Below are 14,270 nucleotides of genomic sequence, written 5' to 3'. Positions count from 1 at the left end.
CTGGCGGCCGGCGTCGGCGCGCCAGGCGCCTTGGCCGCGAGCGACTTGGCGGCCATCGCCGCGCCGCGAGCTCCGCCAACGGCAGGCATGCCGGCGGTACGCGCCGGTGCGGGCTTTCGCTCGACCACGGCGTCCAGCGAAAGGGGAAACTTTGGGCGACGCGGGACGGTACTCATGACGGCCAGATACTGCGCGCGCAAGGGCTTATGCGAGCCACTGGTTGATCTGCTCGAGCTGCCCGCGGTGTGTCAGGTCCAGCTGCAAAGGGGTCAACGACACGAAACCTTCGCCCGTGGCGTGGAAATCCGTGCCCTCGCTCGCATCGCGCGCGTCGCCGGCAGGTCCGATCCAGTAGTTGGTGTCGCCACGCGGGTTTACCTGCGTGATGACAGGCTGCGAGGGATGACGCTTGCCTAGCCGGGTGGCGCGATAGCCTTTGAGATGCTCGAACGGCAGGCTGGGAATATTGACGTTGAGCAGGAAGGGTTCTTCCGCGGGCTTGGCGATATAGCGCTCGACAATGTCGCGCGCCACGCGGGCAGCCGCGTCGAGGTGCGTCCAGCCCTTGTCCACCTGGGAAAAGGCGATCGAGGGAATGCCCAGCAAGAAACCCTCGATGGCCGCGGCGACGGTGCCGGAGTACAGCACGTCCTCACCCATGTTCTGGCCCTGGTTGATGCCTGACACCACCAGATCCGGTTTCTCGTCCAGCAGGCCGGTCAGCGCGATATGCACACAATCGGTCGGCGTGCCGTTGACGAAACGGAAACCTTTCTGCACGCCCTCGCGCGCCTCGAACATTGACAGGGGCCGTTGCAAGGTCAGCGAGTTCGACGCACCGCTGTGGTTTTGCTCGGGCGCGATCACCGTGATGCGAGCCAGCGGCGCCAGCGCGGCATGTAGCGCGGCAAGCCCCGGCGCCAGGTAACCGTCATCGTTTGCGAGGAGGATATGCATGGGCGCGATTGTACCTGACAAGGCTGCTGCGGGCGCCCTGTCCGTACCGCAAATCGTGCTGCCGACCGACCGCCGAAGATGGCCCCCGGCGCGTAACAGAACGACCGTGCTATTTTTGCGCTACACTTGCCCGGGCCTGCCTGGCGCAACGCGCATGGACCTCGCGTTCACCCATTTGCGCCATACTCTGCCGGGCATCGAACATATCACCGGAGACATGATGAAAGCCGTACTTTGCAAAGCCTGGGGCCCGCCTGATTCGCTGGTTCTTGAAACTCTGCCCGACCTGGTGCCCGGCGCGGGCGAAGTGGTCATCGACGTGAAGGCGGCCGGCGTGAATTTCCCCGACGTCCTCATCATCCAGAACAAATACCAGGCCAAGCCGCAACTGCCCTTCTCGCCCGGCTCGGAGCTGGCCGGCGTGGTCAACGCGGTGGGAGAAGGCGTGACGCACGTCAAACCCGGCGACAATGTCATCGCCTATCTCGGCAACGGCGCTTTTGCCTCGCAGGCCAAGGCGCCCGCCAGCGCGGTGGTGCCGATGCCGCCGGGCATCGACTTCGAAACCGCCGCGGCATTCACCCTCACTTACGGCACCTCGCACCACGCGGTGATCGACCGCGGCGAACTGAAGGCCGGCCAGACCATGCTGGTACTCGGTGCCGCCGGCGGCGTGGGCCTGGCCGCGATCGAGATCGGCAAGGCCATCGGCGCGCGCGTGATCGCGGCAGCTTCCACCGACGAGAAGCTCGCGGTATGCAAGGACCATGGCGCCGATGCGCTGATCAACTACAGCACCGAAGACTTGCGCGAGCGCGTCAAGGCGCTGACCGACGGACGCGGACCCGACGTGATTTACGATCCGGTCGGCGGCATCTACGCCGAGCCGGCGTTCCGCTCGATCGGCTGGCGCGGCCGCTACCTGGTGGTGGGTTTCGCCAATGGCGAAATCCCCAAGCTCCCGCTGAACCTCGCACTGCTCAAGGGCGCCTCGCTGGTGGGCGTGTTCTGGGGCGATTTCGCACGGCGCGAACCCAAGGCGAACCAGGCCAATATGGCGCAGATGCTGGGATGGATGAAGGAAGGCAAGATCCGCCCGCATATCTCCGCGCGCTATCCGCTGGAGCAGGCGCCGCAGGCCCTGAAGGACATGGAAGCACGCAAGGTCACCGGCAAGATCGTCATCGTGCCCTGACCGCGCGCGCCTTCGGCGCAGTGCAAAAGAAAAAACGCCTGGCGTCTTGGTGCCAGGCGTTTTTTTTCGCCGTCAATCTTCACGTCACCATGGCGGCGGCGCCCCGCCCCCCCGTTCAAAAGCGATGCTGCAGACCGGCGGTCACGCCCACAGACAATGTGATGCTGGCCAATGCGCTGATCGAAGCGCTGGTCGAAGCGCTGACCCAGGCCGGCTTCGCCGTCGACTGCATGCACGACGAGCGGGCCGCCGATCACCTGCTGGCGACGCAGGACTACGCGCTGCTCATCCTCGACCTTGGCCTGCCCAAGCTCGATGGGCTCGAGGTGCTGCGGCGCCTGCGGCAACAGCGCAACGCCTTGCCCGTACTGATCCTGGCCGCGCACGGATCCGTCGAGGACCGGGCAAAGGGGGCTCAATCTCGGCGCCGACGACTACCTGTCCAAGCCGTTCGACCTGCCCGAGCCGGAAGCACGCGCCCGCGCGCTGATACGCCGCAGCCACGGGCACGAGAGCACGCAATTGCAATGCGGCACGCTGTGTTATGACGGGATCAGCCGCGCGTTTACGCTGAACGGCGAAACGCTGGCGCTGACCCGGCGGGAGCGCGCGGTGCTCGAAGTGTTGATGCAGCGCGACGGACGCGCCGTCAACAAGGAGGCCATGTCGGAGAAGATCTTCGGCATCGACTAGTCGGTCAACCCCGATGCCATCGAGATCTACGTGCACCGCCTGCGCAAGAAGCTGGATGGCAGCGGCGTGGCCATCGTCACCCTGCGCGGGCTGGGCTACCTGCTCGCTGCGGGCGCCCAGGCTGGCGCGGCCCCGCCCGCCGCGCGATGAAAGTACCGAGCCTGCGCCTGCAGCTATCGCTCTGACTGCTGCCGCCGTTGCTGATGTTGCTGGCGCTGGACGCATGGATGACTTACCACCGCGCCATGGATGCCGCCCACGTGGCATTCGACCGCACGCCGGAAGCCTCGCTCAAGTCGATGCGCGAAGGCATCCGCCTTGGCCTGCCGATCGTGCGCGAGATTGCACGCACCCATGGCGCCACGGTAACGCTCGAGCAAACACCGGGTGGCGGCCTGACGGTCAGCGTACGCTTTGCGCCTGGGGCGGCCGCGAGTGCCGCGACCTGACCCGCATCGCGTTGCCTTCGACGGTGCCGCTAAGGCGGGCAATTGGTCGGCACGGCAAGCTCCTGGCGAAAAGGATCGACCTTCAGGCTGGGGTCCTTCGTGCGCAGGCAGTAGGTTCCCGCTGCGCCCCGCACTCGCGCGGTGCGATTCACACCCGCCTGCCCTTCGCTGAGATCCGCGCCCGGTGCCGCGGCAGCAATGTCCGCGGCAAGCCGGCGCGCGGGCGACGCCACCGCATCCGAGGCTGCGCGCTCGAAGCTCGCTCCGCCCCTCTGCCTGCTGCGGGCGATATTGTCCAGTGCGGCGCCGGGGACTGGCGGCGCGTCGCCGGAGGCAGGCGGTTCCAGCCGCAGCATGGGTACCGTGGCGGCACCGGAGGGTGCCGCAGGCGTAGGGTGCGGAGAGACCGTTGCCGCGGCAGGCGGCTGCACGGGCTGCTCAGCCCGCGCGGCGGGCCGCGCTCCGACTGCGGGCTGGCCACGCGTGGTCGCGGCAAGTGGCGCGTGTGCTGGCATGACAGGGATTGGCGGCGCCGTGGAAGGCATGACGGTGACCCATTGCAAGACCTTCGCGCCGGCTTCATCCCGCCGCTGCGGTTCGGAAAACAACTGCCAGGCAGGCCAGGGCACCGGCGCCAACACCAGGACATGCGCCGCCAGCACCAGTGCGGCCACGATCAGGCGCTGGCTGCCGGCGCCGCGGCCGGCAGTCGGTATCGGGTACGTCAATGGCATCGGTGGCTTGCCTGCCCGTCCCGGCGCCTCGGCGCTGGAACGGGCATCATGTCTCGGGCAATGGAAATCAGGTCCCGATTCTAGGTGAAAATAATTGTCTTAAAAACAGAACATTACGCCCGGCAATTGCGCGCTACCCCGCCGACAGTGCCAGACGAAGCGGCACCAGGGCAGGCCAGGCAATGACCTCGCAAAATAAAAACGGCCGGAGGAAAGTCATCCTCCGGCCGTTCTTATTGCCACGCGCGATCGCCGCCGCGCCATGCAGATGCCAGTCTTACAAGCGCTCGGTCTCCCCGCTACGCGGTTGCCACTTCATCAATCGCTTCTCCACGACACCCACCAGCGTGTCGAGCACCAGCGCCGCCGCGGTCAGCACCACGATGCCGGCGAACACGGTGTTGATGTCGAAAGTGCCTTCGGCCTGCAGGATCAGGTAACCCACCCCCCGCGCCGAGCCCAGGTATTCGCCCACCACCGCGCCCACGAAAGCCAGGCCAACAGAGGTATGCAGCGAGGAGAAGACCCAGCTGGTCGCGCTCGGCAGGTAGACATGGCGCAGCAGCTGTTTCTGGTTTGCGCCCAGCATGCGCACATTGGCCAGCACCACCGGGCTGACTTCCTTGACGCCCTGGTAGACGTTGAAGAACACGATAAAGAACACCAGCGTCACCGCCAGCGCCACCTTGGACCAGATGCCCAGACCGAACCACACGGCGAAGATCGGCGCCAGAATCACGCGCGGCATCGAGTTCATGGCCTTGATGTAGGGATCGAGGATGGCGGACGTCAGCGGGCTGAGCGCCAGCCACAGGCCAACGCCGAGCCCCGCCGCCGTGCCGATGCCGAAAGCCAGCAGCGTCTCGATCAGGGTCACGCCGAGGTGGATATAAATATCGCGCTCGACCACGAACCAGTTCCAGATACGCTGGGCCACCATCAGCGGTTCGCCGAAGAAGAAGGCAACTTGTTGCGAGCGCGTGGCGATATGCCAGGCGCCGAGGATCACCACGAGGACGAGCAACTGCCAGAATCGCAGCATGCCCTTGGAGTCGGGACGGAAAGCCATGGGAATCGGAGTTCGAATTTAAATCAGACCGGATTGAGTGGGAAGCGGGCGGGCCGGGCCATCGTGGCGACCGGCGCGCTCGCGGAGTTCGTTGCGCGCAATGCGCCGCACGGAGTGACGGTAGTCAACTCACGCAACCTTGCGCTGCTGCGCATAGCCCTTGAGGACTTCCTCGCGCAGCACATCCCAGATCGCCGCGTGCAGTTCGACAAAACGCGGATGATTGCGTATCTCGGCGACGTCGCGCGGACGCGGCAGGTCGATGGCGAATTCGCCGATCGGGTGCGTGCCCGGCCCCGCCGACAGCACCACCACGCGATCGCTCATGGCGATGGCCTCGTCGAGATCGTGGGTAATGAACAGGACCGCCTTGCGCTTGGCCGCCCACAGGTCGAGCACTTCGTTTTCCATCAGCTGACGGGTCTGGATGTCGAGCGCGGAGAACGGTTCATCCATCAGGATGATGTCCGGATCGAGCACCAGGGTCTGGGCCAGGCTGACGCGCTTGCGCATGCCACCCGAGAGCTGGTGCGGATAGCGGTCGCCAAAACCGCCCAGGCCAACGCGACGCAGCCAGGCCTCGCCCTCTTGCTCTGCCTGGGCGCGCGCCATGCCGCGGAATTCCAGCCCGGCGATCACGTTGTCGAGTGCGCTGCGCCAAGGCATCAGGGCCTCGGCCTGGAACATGTAGCCGGCGCGGGTGTTGATGCCCCGCAGCGGCTCGCCGAACACGCGCACCTCGCCAATCGAGGGCTGCAGCAAACCCGCCCCCACATTAAGCAAGGTGGACTTGCCACAGCCGGTTGGCCCCACCACGGAGACGAATTCACCGGGCTGTATATCCAGGGTGACATCCTTGACGGCGGTATAGCGCTGGCTGCGGTCTTCGCGCGAGACGAAGGTGCAGGTGACATTGTCGAGGGAAAGTGCGGCAGTGCTCATGACAGGCTCTTGGCGGATACGGTGCTGGATAACGCTGACTGCGCGAACGGTGCGAACGGTGCGAACCGTGCAAGCGATATGGACAGCGCAATACCGCGTGACAGGAATAACGTGGAAGGCAAGTTCAAGGCGGCGTGCCCGATGCCATGGCCGGCATCGGCGCTTGCCAATGCAAAGGCCCGCTGCACGCAGCGGGCCGCCGGCACCCTGGGCGCGGGCGATGCCTTATTTGTACTTGGCGTTTGCCTTCTGCACGAAGCTGTTGGTGAAGGTGTTTTCCAGCTTGATGGTCTTGCCCTTCAGGTCCGGATCGAACTGTTGCAGCGTGCTCAGCGCGGTCTTGGGGCCGTCGGCGGGCATGCTGCCGTCCGGCGAGATGGCTTCCTTGACCTTCTCCCAGGCAGCCAGGTAGAGCGCGCGGTCACCCAGCAGGTAGCTTTCAGGCACGGTCTTGACGATGTCCGACGGACCGGCCTTCTGCAGCCACTTGAGCGCGCGCACCATGGCGTTGGTGAGCGCCTGCGTGGTGTTCGGGTTCTGCTGGATAAACGCCACCGATGCATACAGGCAGCCCGACGGCATATTGCCGCCGAACACGGCCTGGGTGTCCTTCAGCGTGCGGGTATCCGAGGCGATGCGGACTTCGTTCTTCTGGGTCAGCATCGACACCACCGGATCGAGGTTGGCCATCGCGTCGATCTGGCCGGAGCGCATTGCCGCCACCGCGCCGGCGCTGGCGCCAACACCGATGAAGGAAACGTCCGACGCTTTCAGCCCTGCCTTGGCCAGCACGAAGTTGGCCATCATATTGGTCGACGAACCCGGCGCGGTCACGCCGATCTTCTTGCCCTTCAGGTCGGCCACCGACTTGAAGTCGGGCATGGTCTTGTTGGAAACCATCAGCACGATCTGCGGGGCACGGCCCTGCAGCACGAACTCCTGGTACTGCTGGCCCTTGGCTTGCAGGTTGATGGTGTGCTCGTAGGCGCCGGAAACCACGTCGGCGCTGCCGCCCACCACCGCCTGCAATGCCTTGGCACCGCCGGCGAAGTCGACGATCTCGACGTCGAGGCCTTCATCCTTGAAGTAGCCGAGGCGCTCGGCGATGGTCAGCGGCAGGTAGTAGAACAGGTTCTTGCCACCCACGGCGATGGTGATCTTGGCCTTCTCAGGCTTGCCTTGCGCCTGGGCGTAGCCACCGAACGTGAACCAACCCGCAAGGAACAGCGCCAGCGCGAGCAGCGCCTGCTTCCAGAATTTCTTGTTATACATTTTTCTCTCTCCTACCTGTTGTACCCGGCTGCCAGCCGGCGGCATGCACCGTTGCGTGCCATCCGCCGACGCCAGCCGCCGATCTCGCGCTCATGCGTGCCACGGCGTGCCACGGATTCCGTGGTGCCGCGAAGCGGCAAGTTGCGATGCTAGCCGATGCCGCGCCGGGTCGCATCGGGATCAACACCTACACCGCGACTCCGCATGGCGGCATGCGGGGCACTAACAATACAGGTCGTGCCTTTCGACCGCCTTACTGAACGGCATTACCCGATGACCTTGCGGGGCCGCCTTGATGGCCAGCCCGACGCGCGCCTCATTCCGCGTGGATATCGGCCGATTTGATGACCTTGCCCCAGCGCGCCAGCTCGTTGCGCTGATACGTGGCGAGCTGCTGCGGCCCCATGAACTTCGCCTCGGCGCCGAGTTCTTCGGCCTTCTTGCGGAAGGCCTCGGTCTGCATGATGCGTTCGATCTCGCCGGCGAGCTTGTCGATGACCGGCTTGGGCGTGCCGGCTGGCGCGTACATGGCGAACCACGAAGACACGTCGAGGTCGGGGTACCCCGCTTCCGGCGCGGACGGCACGTCCTTCAGGCTGGGCAGGCGCTGCTTGCTGGTCACCACCAGCGGGCGCAGCTTGCCGCCCTGGATATGGCCCATCAACGGCGGCGGCGTGGTGATGGTGAGATCGACCGAGCCGCCAAGCAGGTCGGTCATGGCCGGGCCGGTGCCTTTGTATGGAACATGGGTGATCTGGATGCCGGCCATCTGGTTCAGCAACTCGGTGGAGACGTGCTGCAGCGAGCCGTTCCCCGACGACGCGTAGTTGAGCTTGTTGGGATTGGCCTTGGCATACGCCACCAGTTCCTTGAGCGTCTTGACCGGCAGGCTCGGGCGCACCACCAGCACTTGCGGCGCCGACAGAAGGTTGGCGACCGGCGCAAAGTCCTTCACCGGGTCCCACGAGGTCTTCGTCAGCAGCGGCGTGATGACCTGGAAGCCAGAGTACTGCACCAGCAGCGTATAGCCGTCCGGCTTGGCGCGCGCCACGGTCTGCGCGGCAATGCCGCCTGAACCACCGGGGCGGTTGTCCACCACCACCGGCTGGCCGAGGGCCTTGGACAGCGGCTCGGAGATCATCCGTGCGGCCAGATCGGTGGTGCCGCCGGCGGCGGCGGAGACCACCAGCGTGACAGGCCGGTTCGGATAGCTGCTGTCCTGGGCCCAGGCGGAAGTACCCGCNCCCGGGCGGAAGTCCCCGCCAGGCTGGCGGCTGCCAGCGCCACCGCGGCGAGTGTCTTGCGGCGCGCCGGCGATACGGACAGGGAAAACTGCGGACGTGCGTTGGCAAATGCCGGGATGCGAGGCATGGAGCGTCTCCTGCTTGGTGCTTGTTGATCTTGGTCTTTTACAGCGCCCGCGCCAGCCCTCACCGCGCGGTGCGCCCCCGTTCTTCGGGATTCGGAAAGGCAGTGCGGCGTCAGCGTCAGTGCTGCCCGCCGAAATGTTCGGCCAGCCAGGCCGGCGGCTGATGCGTGCGCAGGCGCGGCCCCGCGCGCAGCAACTGACTGGCGGTGTCGCGCTGGACCAGCGCCGGCAGCCCGGCCACCACATCGAGCAGGCGCCCCAGGTCCACGCCGGTATCCACGCCCATTGCTGCGAACATATGCACCAGCTCTTCGGTGCTGACATTGCCGCTCGCGCCCGGCGCGAACGGGCAGCCGCCCAGACCGCCCGCGGCGGCGTCGAAACGCGTCACCCCCGTTTGCCATGCGGCCAGCGCGTTCGCCAGGCCCATGCCGCGGGTGTTGTGCAGGTGAATGGTCAGGCCGGCTTGCGGCAGGCCTTGCTGGAAGCGCTCGCACAGCGAGGCGACCTGGCTGGGATAAGCCATGCCGGTGGTATCGCACAGCGTGATGCCGGCAGCGCCGGCGCTGGCGAAGGATTCGGCCAGCGCCATCACGGCATCGGGATCCACCTCGCCTTCGAAGGGACAGCCGAACACCGTGGACAGCGAAACATTGACCGGCACGCCGGCTGCGTTGGCGGCCTCGGTCATCGCCAGCAGCTGGGCTTGCGACTGGACACGCGTCATGCGCAGGTTGGCGCGGTTATGGGTCTCGCTGGCGGACATCACCAGGTTGAGCTCATCAGGCCGGCACGACAGCGCACGCTCCAGGCCGCGCAAGTTGGGCACCAGCGCGGTATAGCGCACGCCCGCGGCGCGCGCCATGCGATGCATCACGGCCTCGGCGTCGGCCAGTGCCGGGATAGCCTTCGCCGATGTGAAGGACGTGGCCTCGATGCGGGCGAAGCCGCAGGCCGACAAGGCGTCCAGGAATGCGACCTTGGCGTCGGTGGGCACCACCACCGGTTCGATCTGCAGGCCATCGCGCGGCGCCACTTCGTTGATCTCGATGCGGGCCGGTCCGCGCAGGCGGGTGGAAATGGCGGCGCTCATGCGACCACTCCGCGCGCGCGCAACTCGGCGATGGTGGCGGCGTCGAAACCGGCAGCCTCCAGCACGCTATCGGTGTGCTCCCCCAGCGTAGGGGCGCGATCGTGAATGGCGCCGGGGCTTGCCGAGAGCTTCGGCATGATGCCCGGCACCTCGACCGTCAGGCCGCTGGCCGCGGTCACGCTTTCGATCACGCCGCGCGCGCGGTAGTGCGGATCTTCCGAGATGTCCTTGACGGTGTAGATGCGGCCCGATGGCACTTCGGCCTGCTTGAGCACCGCCAGCGCGTCTTCCACGCCTTGTGTACGTGTCCACGCGGTGATCGCCGCATCGATCTCGTCGACGCGCCTGACGCGGCCGTCGTTACGCGCGAGCGCCGGATCTTCAGCCAGGTCGGCGCGGCCGATGGCATGCATCAGCCGCTTGAAGATGGCGTCGCCGTTGGCCGCCACCAGCACGTATTCACCACTGGCGCAGGGATAGGCGTTGGACGGCGCGATGCCCGGCAACGCACCGCCGGCCGGCTGGCGCACCGCGCCGAAGGCCGAGTATTCCGGCAACAGGCTCTCGCTCAGGTTGAACAGCGACTCGTACAGCGCGACATCGATCACCTGCCCTTCGCCGCCGCGCGCATCGCGCTCGTACAGCGCCAGCAGCACGCCCAGCGCGCCATGCAGGCCGGCAATGGTGTCGCCCAGCGACAGGCCCGCGCGCACCGGGGCACGCCCCGGCTCGCCGGTGAGATAGCGCAGGCCGCCCATGGCCTCGGCTACCGCAGCAAAACCGGGCTCGTCCTTCTTCGGGCCGGTCTGGCCATAGCCGGACACGCGCACCATGATCAGCCCTGGGTTCTCCGCACGGAGCGCCTCGTAGCCCAGGCCCCATTTTTCCATGGTGCCCGGACGGAAATTCTCGATCAGCACGTCGGACTCGGCCGCCAGCTTGCGCACCACCGCCTGCCCCTCGGGATTGCGCAGGTCAATGCAGATCGACTGCTTGTTGCGCGACTGCGCTTCCCACCAGACCGAGGTGTCCTCATAGAGCATGCGCCATTTGCGCAGGGGGTCGCCCTGCCCCGGCGGCTCCACCTTGACCACGTGGGCGCCGAAATCGGCAAGGGTCTTGGCGGCGAAGGGGCCGGCAATCAGTTGCCCGAGTTCCAGGACCCGAATGCCTTCGAGGATCTGTCGCGCCATGATGGGGGTGTCTCCGTGCGATGTCGCAATGTCGATTGGGGCTGGCGTGTGGCCGCTGCCGGCACCACGCCTTGTTTCGACGCAGTGTGCCCCAACCGCGCGGCTGGCGGAATCGGCATTCGGAGAAGCGGGCTTTCTCGGAACGCGAAAGCCCTCGGGGGTTCAGAATGGCGCGCGGTCGCCGCAGAGGTGGGTAATGAGCAGCCGCGCCGACACCGTCAGGCCAGCCGGATCGCGCATGCCGATGAGCAGGGAACGGCGCGCCCAGGCGTCCTGCAGCCCCACCAGCGACAAGCCCATCGACTGCACATGCGGCTCGGCCGCGATGCGCGGCAGCACGCCCACGCCCAGCCCCGCCATCACCATGCGGCACATGGCGTCGAAGCTGCGTACCTGGATGCGCAGGCGGAACGGCCGGTCCAGCCGGCTGCTTTCCTCCAGCAGGCGGGCCGCCAGCGAAGTAACCTGCGGCAAGCTGACGAAATCGTATTCGAGGGTGTCCGCATAGCGCACCGGCCCGCGCTCGGAGAGCGGATGGCCCGGCGGTGTCACCAGCACCAGTTCGTCCTGCCGGTACTCCACCGTGACCAGGCCCGCGCTGGGCGTGCGGTCGGCAAAGATGCCCACATCCGCCCGGTTCTCCACCAGGGCGGCGACGATCTCGCTGCTGTTCTGCTCCTCGAGCTCGATGCGGATGGTGGGATGCAGCGCCATGAAGGTCGCCAGGTCGTCGGGCAGGAACTGCGTGATCGCCGAGGTATTGGCGCAGACGCGCACCTGGCCGCGCACGCCACTGGCATAGTCCGACATCACGCCAGCCATGCGCTCCACGTCCTGCAGGATGGTCAGCGCATGATGGAAGCATGCCTGACCGGCCTCGGTCAGCTGCACGCCGGCCGCGTGGCGGAAGAACAGCGGCGCCCCGACCGCCGTCTCCAGATCCGAGATGCGCTTGCTGGCCGCCGCCACTGCCAGGTGGGACTGACGCGCACCGGCGGAGATACTGCCCTGGCGCGCCACGGCGACGAACAGGCCGAGCGTGACGAGGTCGAAGCGGGCGAGATTCATGCGGTTGCGCCCAAGCGCACGGCCGGATACAGGGCGAGGCAGTCCGGCACGGCTAGACCGAGCGCCGGTCCATCACCGCGCGGGCGATGGTGCCGGCATCGACGTATTCGAGTTCGCCACCCACCGGCACGCCGCGCGCCAGGCGCGACACCTTGAGCCCGCGCGCCTTCAGCATCTCGCCGACATAGTGCGCGGTGGCCTCGCCTTCGCTGGTGAAATTGGTGGCGATGATCACCTCCGACACGGGTCCGCCCATGGCCGGATCCGTGGCGCGCGCCAGCAGCCGGTCCAGGTGGATCTCGCGCGGGCCGATGCCGTCGAGCGGCGAGAGCCGGCCCATCAGCACGAAATACTGGCCGCGATAGGTCAGCGTCTGCTCGATCATGATCTGGTCGGACGGGGTTTCCACCACGCACAGCAGCGAGGCATCGCGCCGTTCGTCCAGGCAGGTCGAGCAGATTTCCTGCTCGGTGAACGTATTGCAGCGCGAGCAATGCTTGATGCCATCGGCCGCGCCGCGCAACGCGTCACCCAGCTTGCGGGCGCCCTCTCGGTCGTGCTGCAGCAGGTGGTAAGCCATGCGCTGGGCCGATTTCGGGCCTACGCCGGGCAACACCCGCAACGCCTCGATCAGCGCCTGCAGCGAGGTCGGGGGGGCGCCTTTCACGCTGCGCCTCCCGGGGCCGGCGCCGTCATGCTCACCACCGGCGCGTGATGCAGTACGGTGGGGAACGGCTCGTAGAAATGATGCAACAAGGCTTTCCATTGCTGGTATTGCGGCGAACCGCGAAATCCCACGGTGTGGTCTTCCAGCGTGCGCCAGCGTACCGTCAGCAGGTAATCGGACGGTTGTTCGATGCCGCGATGCAACTCAAGCCCGAGGAAGCCCGGCATGCCCGCGATGATATGGCGCGCCTGCCCGAAGGCCGCCTCGAAGGCGGCTTCCTGGCCCGGGCGCACCGGCAGCATTGCGGATTCGAGAATCATGCGCGAGCTCCGTAACTGGCTCAGAACGGCAACTTGAAGCCCGGCGGCAGCGGCAGGCCGGAAGTCATCGAACCCATCTTTTCCTGCGACGTGGCCTCGGCCTTGCGCACGGCGTCGTTGAAGGCAGCCGCGACCAAGTCTTCCAGCAGTTCCTTGTCCTCGCCCTCGGCGAGCAGGCTGGGGTCGATGGACACACGCTTGACGTCGTTCTTGCAGGTCATGGTCACCTTGACCAGGCCGGCGCCGGACTGGCCCTCGACCTCAATCAGCGCGAGCTGCTCCTGCATCTTCTTCATGTTTTCCTGCATCTGCTGGGCTTGCTTCATCAGCCCGGCCAGTTGGCCCTTCATCATGGAGTGCTCCTGATTAGCGATTGGATAGAAGTTACGGGCCGCCGCGCGTCATGGGCGCCGGCAGCCTTGCAAAAATAAACGGCGCTCAGGCGGCGCGCGGCTGGATCGATCCTTCCAGGATCGTGCCGCCGAACTCGCGCAGCAAACCCTGCACGAAAGGATCCCCTGCTATCGTGGCTTCGGCCTCGCGCTGGCGCTCGGCACGGGCCCGGGCATCCGCGGCGGCGGCGGTATCGGCCACCGCGCCAATTTCGCACTGCACCCGCACGTCGACGCCGAGATGCTCGGCCAGCGTCTGTTGCAGGCGTTCGACGACGCCAGCCTCGGTAATCGGTGCCACCGGCGCGCGCAAGTGGAAAGTACGGCCTACCACCTGCACCAGTTCGCTCTGGTAGGCAAGCTGCTGCGCCAGGCCCTTGAGGGGCAGGCTGGCAGCCAGCTCCGGCCAGGCGCCGGTAAAGGCCGGCGGCGAGCCATCCTCGCCTGCCACCGGCGGTTTCGGCGGCGTGATCCGCACGGGCTCGGCGGGTTCGGCCGGCGCGGCCTGGACCGGTGCGCGGACAACCGGCGCGGGCCGCGCGGCGGTTTCGCTGCGCGGCGCGGGCTGGCGCGCCGGCATCGGTTCGGGATCACTGTCATACGGCCCGATCATGGGCAGGTCCGGCGGGAGGTCCTCCCACGGCGGTACGTCGCTGCTGCCCGCGTTTTCCCACGGCGGCGCGTCATTGCCCGGGCCGCCGTCATTGGCTTCCATGGCGGCCGGCCGTGACGGCGGCGCTTCCCGGCGCGCGGGCGTTGTTGCAGCCGGAGCGGGTGCGGCCGGCCGTGACACTGTCGCGGGCGGACCAGGCGGACGCAAAGGCTGGGCCGAGGGCTGGCGCGCAGCCGGCGGCGGC

The 14,270-nt window shown here is 66.9% G+C and carries 14 protein-coding genes and 3 pseudogenes; 4 read left to right on the top strand and 13 right to left on the bottom strand.

Translation table 11 applies throughout. The features are described from left to right. Window positions 1-204: 204 nt before the first annotated feature. Window positions 205-957, bottom strand: a complete 753-nt coding sequence (gene surE, locus CF70_RS30990) for a 5'/3'-nucleotidase SurE (protein WP_035874828.1) — start codon at window positions 955-957, stop codon at window positions 205-207. A gap of 220 nt (window positions 958-1,177) precedes the next feature. Between surE and CF70_RS30985 the strand changes: the two genes are divergently transcribed. The 4 genes and pseudogenes from CF70_RS30985 (at window position 1,178) to CF70_RS39115 (ending at window position 3,294) form a co-directional block, all read left to right on the top strand. Beyond that, window positions 1,178-2,152: an NADPH:quinone oxidoreductase family protein gene (locus CF70_RS30985; protein ID WP_035874915.1), complete on the top strand. Its 975-nt coding sequence runs from the start codon at window positions 1,178-1,180 to the stop codon at window positions 2,150-2,152. Between the two features lie 161 nt (window positions 2,153-2,313). Beyond that, a pseudogene (locus tag CF70_RS30980) lies at window positions 2,314-2,995 on the top strand (response regulator). A 53-nt stretch (window positions 2,996-3,048) separates the two neighbouring features. Continuing rightward, window positions 3,049-3,166, top strand: a pseudogene (locus CF70_RS39120) (sensor histidine kinase N-terminal domain-containing protein); the annotation flags it as partial. After that, a complete protein-coding gene (locus tag CF70_RS39115; protein WP_414629491.1) occupies window positions 3,145-3,294 on the top strand; it encodes an ATP-binding protein in 150 nt (49 codons plus the stop codon). The pseudogene CF70_RS39120 and the gene CF70_RS39115, both read left to right, overlap by 22 nt. A 29-nt stretch (window positions 3,295-3,323) precedes the next feature. Here CF70_RS39115 and CF70_RS30970 read toward each other — a convergent pair whose 3' ends face one another. The 12 genes and pseudogenes from CF70_RS30970 to CF70_RS30915 form a co-directional block, all read right to left on the bottom strand. Next, window positions 3,324-4,028, bottom strand: a complete 705-nt coding sequence (locus tag CF70_RS30970) for a hypothetical protein (RefSeq protein WP_035874824.1) — start codon at window positions 4,026-4,028, stop codon at window positions 3,324-3,326. Between the two features lie 277 nt (window positions 4,029-4,305). After that, entirely contained in the window at window positions 4,306-5,097 is a 792-nt protein-coding gene (locus CF70_RS30965; protein WP_035874821.1) for an ABC transporter permease, read from the bottom strand. 129 nt (window positions 5,098-5,226) lie between these two features. Continuing rightward, window positions 5,227-6,039 carry an ABC transporter ATP-binding protein gene (locus tag CF70_RS30960; protein WP_035874817.1) on the bottom strand — a complete coding sequence of 271 codons (813 nt, stop codon included), beginning with the start codon at window positions 6,037-6,039 and terminating at the stop codon, window positions 5,227-5,229. 225 nt (window positions 6,040-6,264) lie between these two features. Next, window positions 6,265-7,311 (bottom strand): ABC transporter substrate-binding protein, encoded by a 1,047-nt coding sequence (locus CF70_RS30955; RefSeq protein ID WP_035874814.1) that lies wholly within the window; start codon window positions 7,309-7,311, stop codon window positions 6,265-6,267. 316 nt (window positions 7,312-7,627) lie between these two features. After that, window positions 7,628-8,554, bottom strand: a pseudogene (locus tag CF70_RS30950) (Bug family tripartite tricarboxylate transporter substrate binding protein); the annotation flags it as partial. A 244-nt stretch (window positions 8,555-8,798) separates the two neighbouring features. Continuing rightward, a complete protein-coding gene (locus CF70_RS30945) occupies window positions 8,799-9,773 on the bottom strand; it encodes a hydroxymethylglutaryl-CoA lyase (protein ID WP_035874811.1) in 975 nt (324 codons plus the stop codon). Beyond that, window positions 9,770-10,966 carry a CaiB/BaiF CoA transferase family protein gene (locus tag CF70_RS30940; RefSeq protein ID WP_035874808.1) on the bottom strand — a complete coding sequence of 399 codons (1,197 nt, stop codon included), beginning with the start codon at window positions 10,964-10,966 and terminating at the stop codon, window positions 9,770-9,772. Before CF70_RS30940 ends, CF70_RS30945 begins: the two co-directional genes overlap by 4 nt. A gap of 162 nt (window positions 10,967-11,128) precedes the next feature. Continuing rightward, on the bottom strand, window positions 11,129-12,034 hold the full coding sequence (locus CF70_RS30935) for a LysR family transcriptional regulator (protein ID WP_035874805.1): 906 nt from the start codon (window positions 12,032-12,034) through the stop codon (window positions 11,129-11,131). Between the two features lie 52 nt (window positions 12,035-12,086). Beyond that, complete coding sequence (gene recR, locus CF70_RS30930; protein WP_035874802.1) at window positions 12,087-12,701, bottom strand: recombination mediator RecR; 615 nt, start codon at window positions 12,699-12,701, stop codon at window positions 12,087-12,089. Beyond that, on the bottom strand, window positions 12,698-13,021 hold the full coding sequence (locus tag CF70_RS30925; RefSeq protein WP_035874799.1) for an antibiotic biosynthesis monooxygenase family protein: 324 nt from the start codon (window positions 13,019-13,021) through the stop codon (window positions 12,698-12,700). Before CF70_RS30925 ends, recR begins: the two co-directional genes overlap by 4 nt. A 20-nt stretch (window positions 13,022-13,041) precedes the next feature. After that, a complete protein-coding gene (locus tag CF70_RS30920) occupies window positions 13,042-13,374 on the bottom strand; it encodes a YbaB/EbfC family nucleoid-associated protein (RefSeq protein ID WP_035874797.1) in 333 nt (110 codons plus the stop codon). An 85-nt stretch (window positions 13,375-13,459) separates the two neighbouring features. Continuing rightward, window positions 13,460-14,128, bottom strand: coding sequence for a DNA polymerase III subunit gamma/tau C-terminal domain-containing protein (locus tag CF70_RS30915; protein ID WP_051649276.1), 669 nt, complete (start codon window positions 14,126-14,128; stop codon window positions 13,460-13,462). Window positions 14,129-14,270: the final 142 nt, after the last annotated feature.

The sequence above is a fragment of the Cupriavidus sp. SK-3 genome (assembly GCF_000611145.1).
Classification (GTDB): Bacteria; Pseudomonadota; Gammaproteobacteria; order Burkholderiales; family Burkholderiaceae; genus Cupriavidus.
The sequence above is the reverse complement of the archived record's forward strand: the minus strand, read 5'-3'. Positions and strand labels throughout refer to the sequence as shown.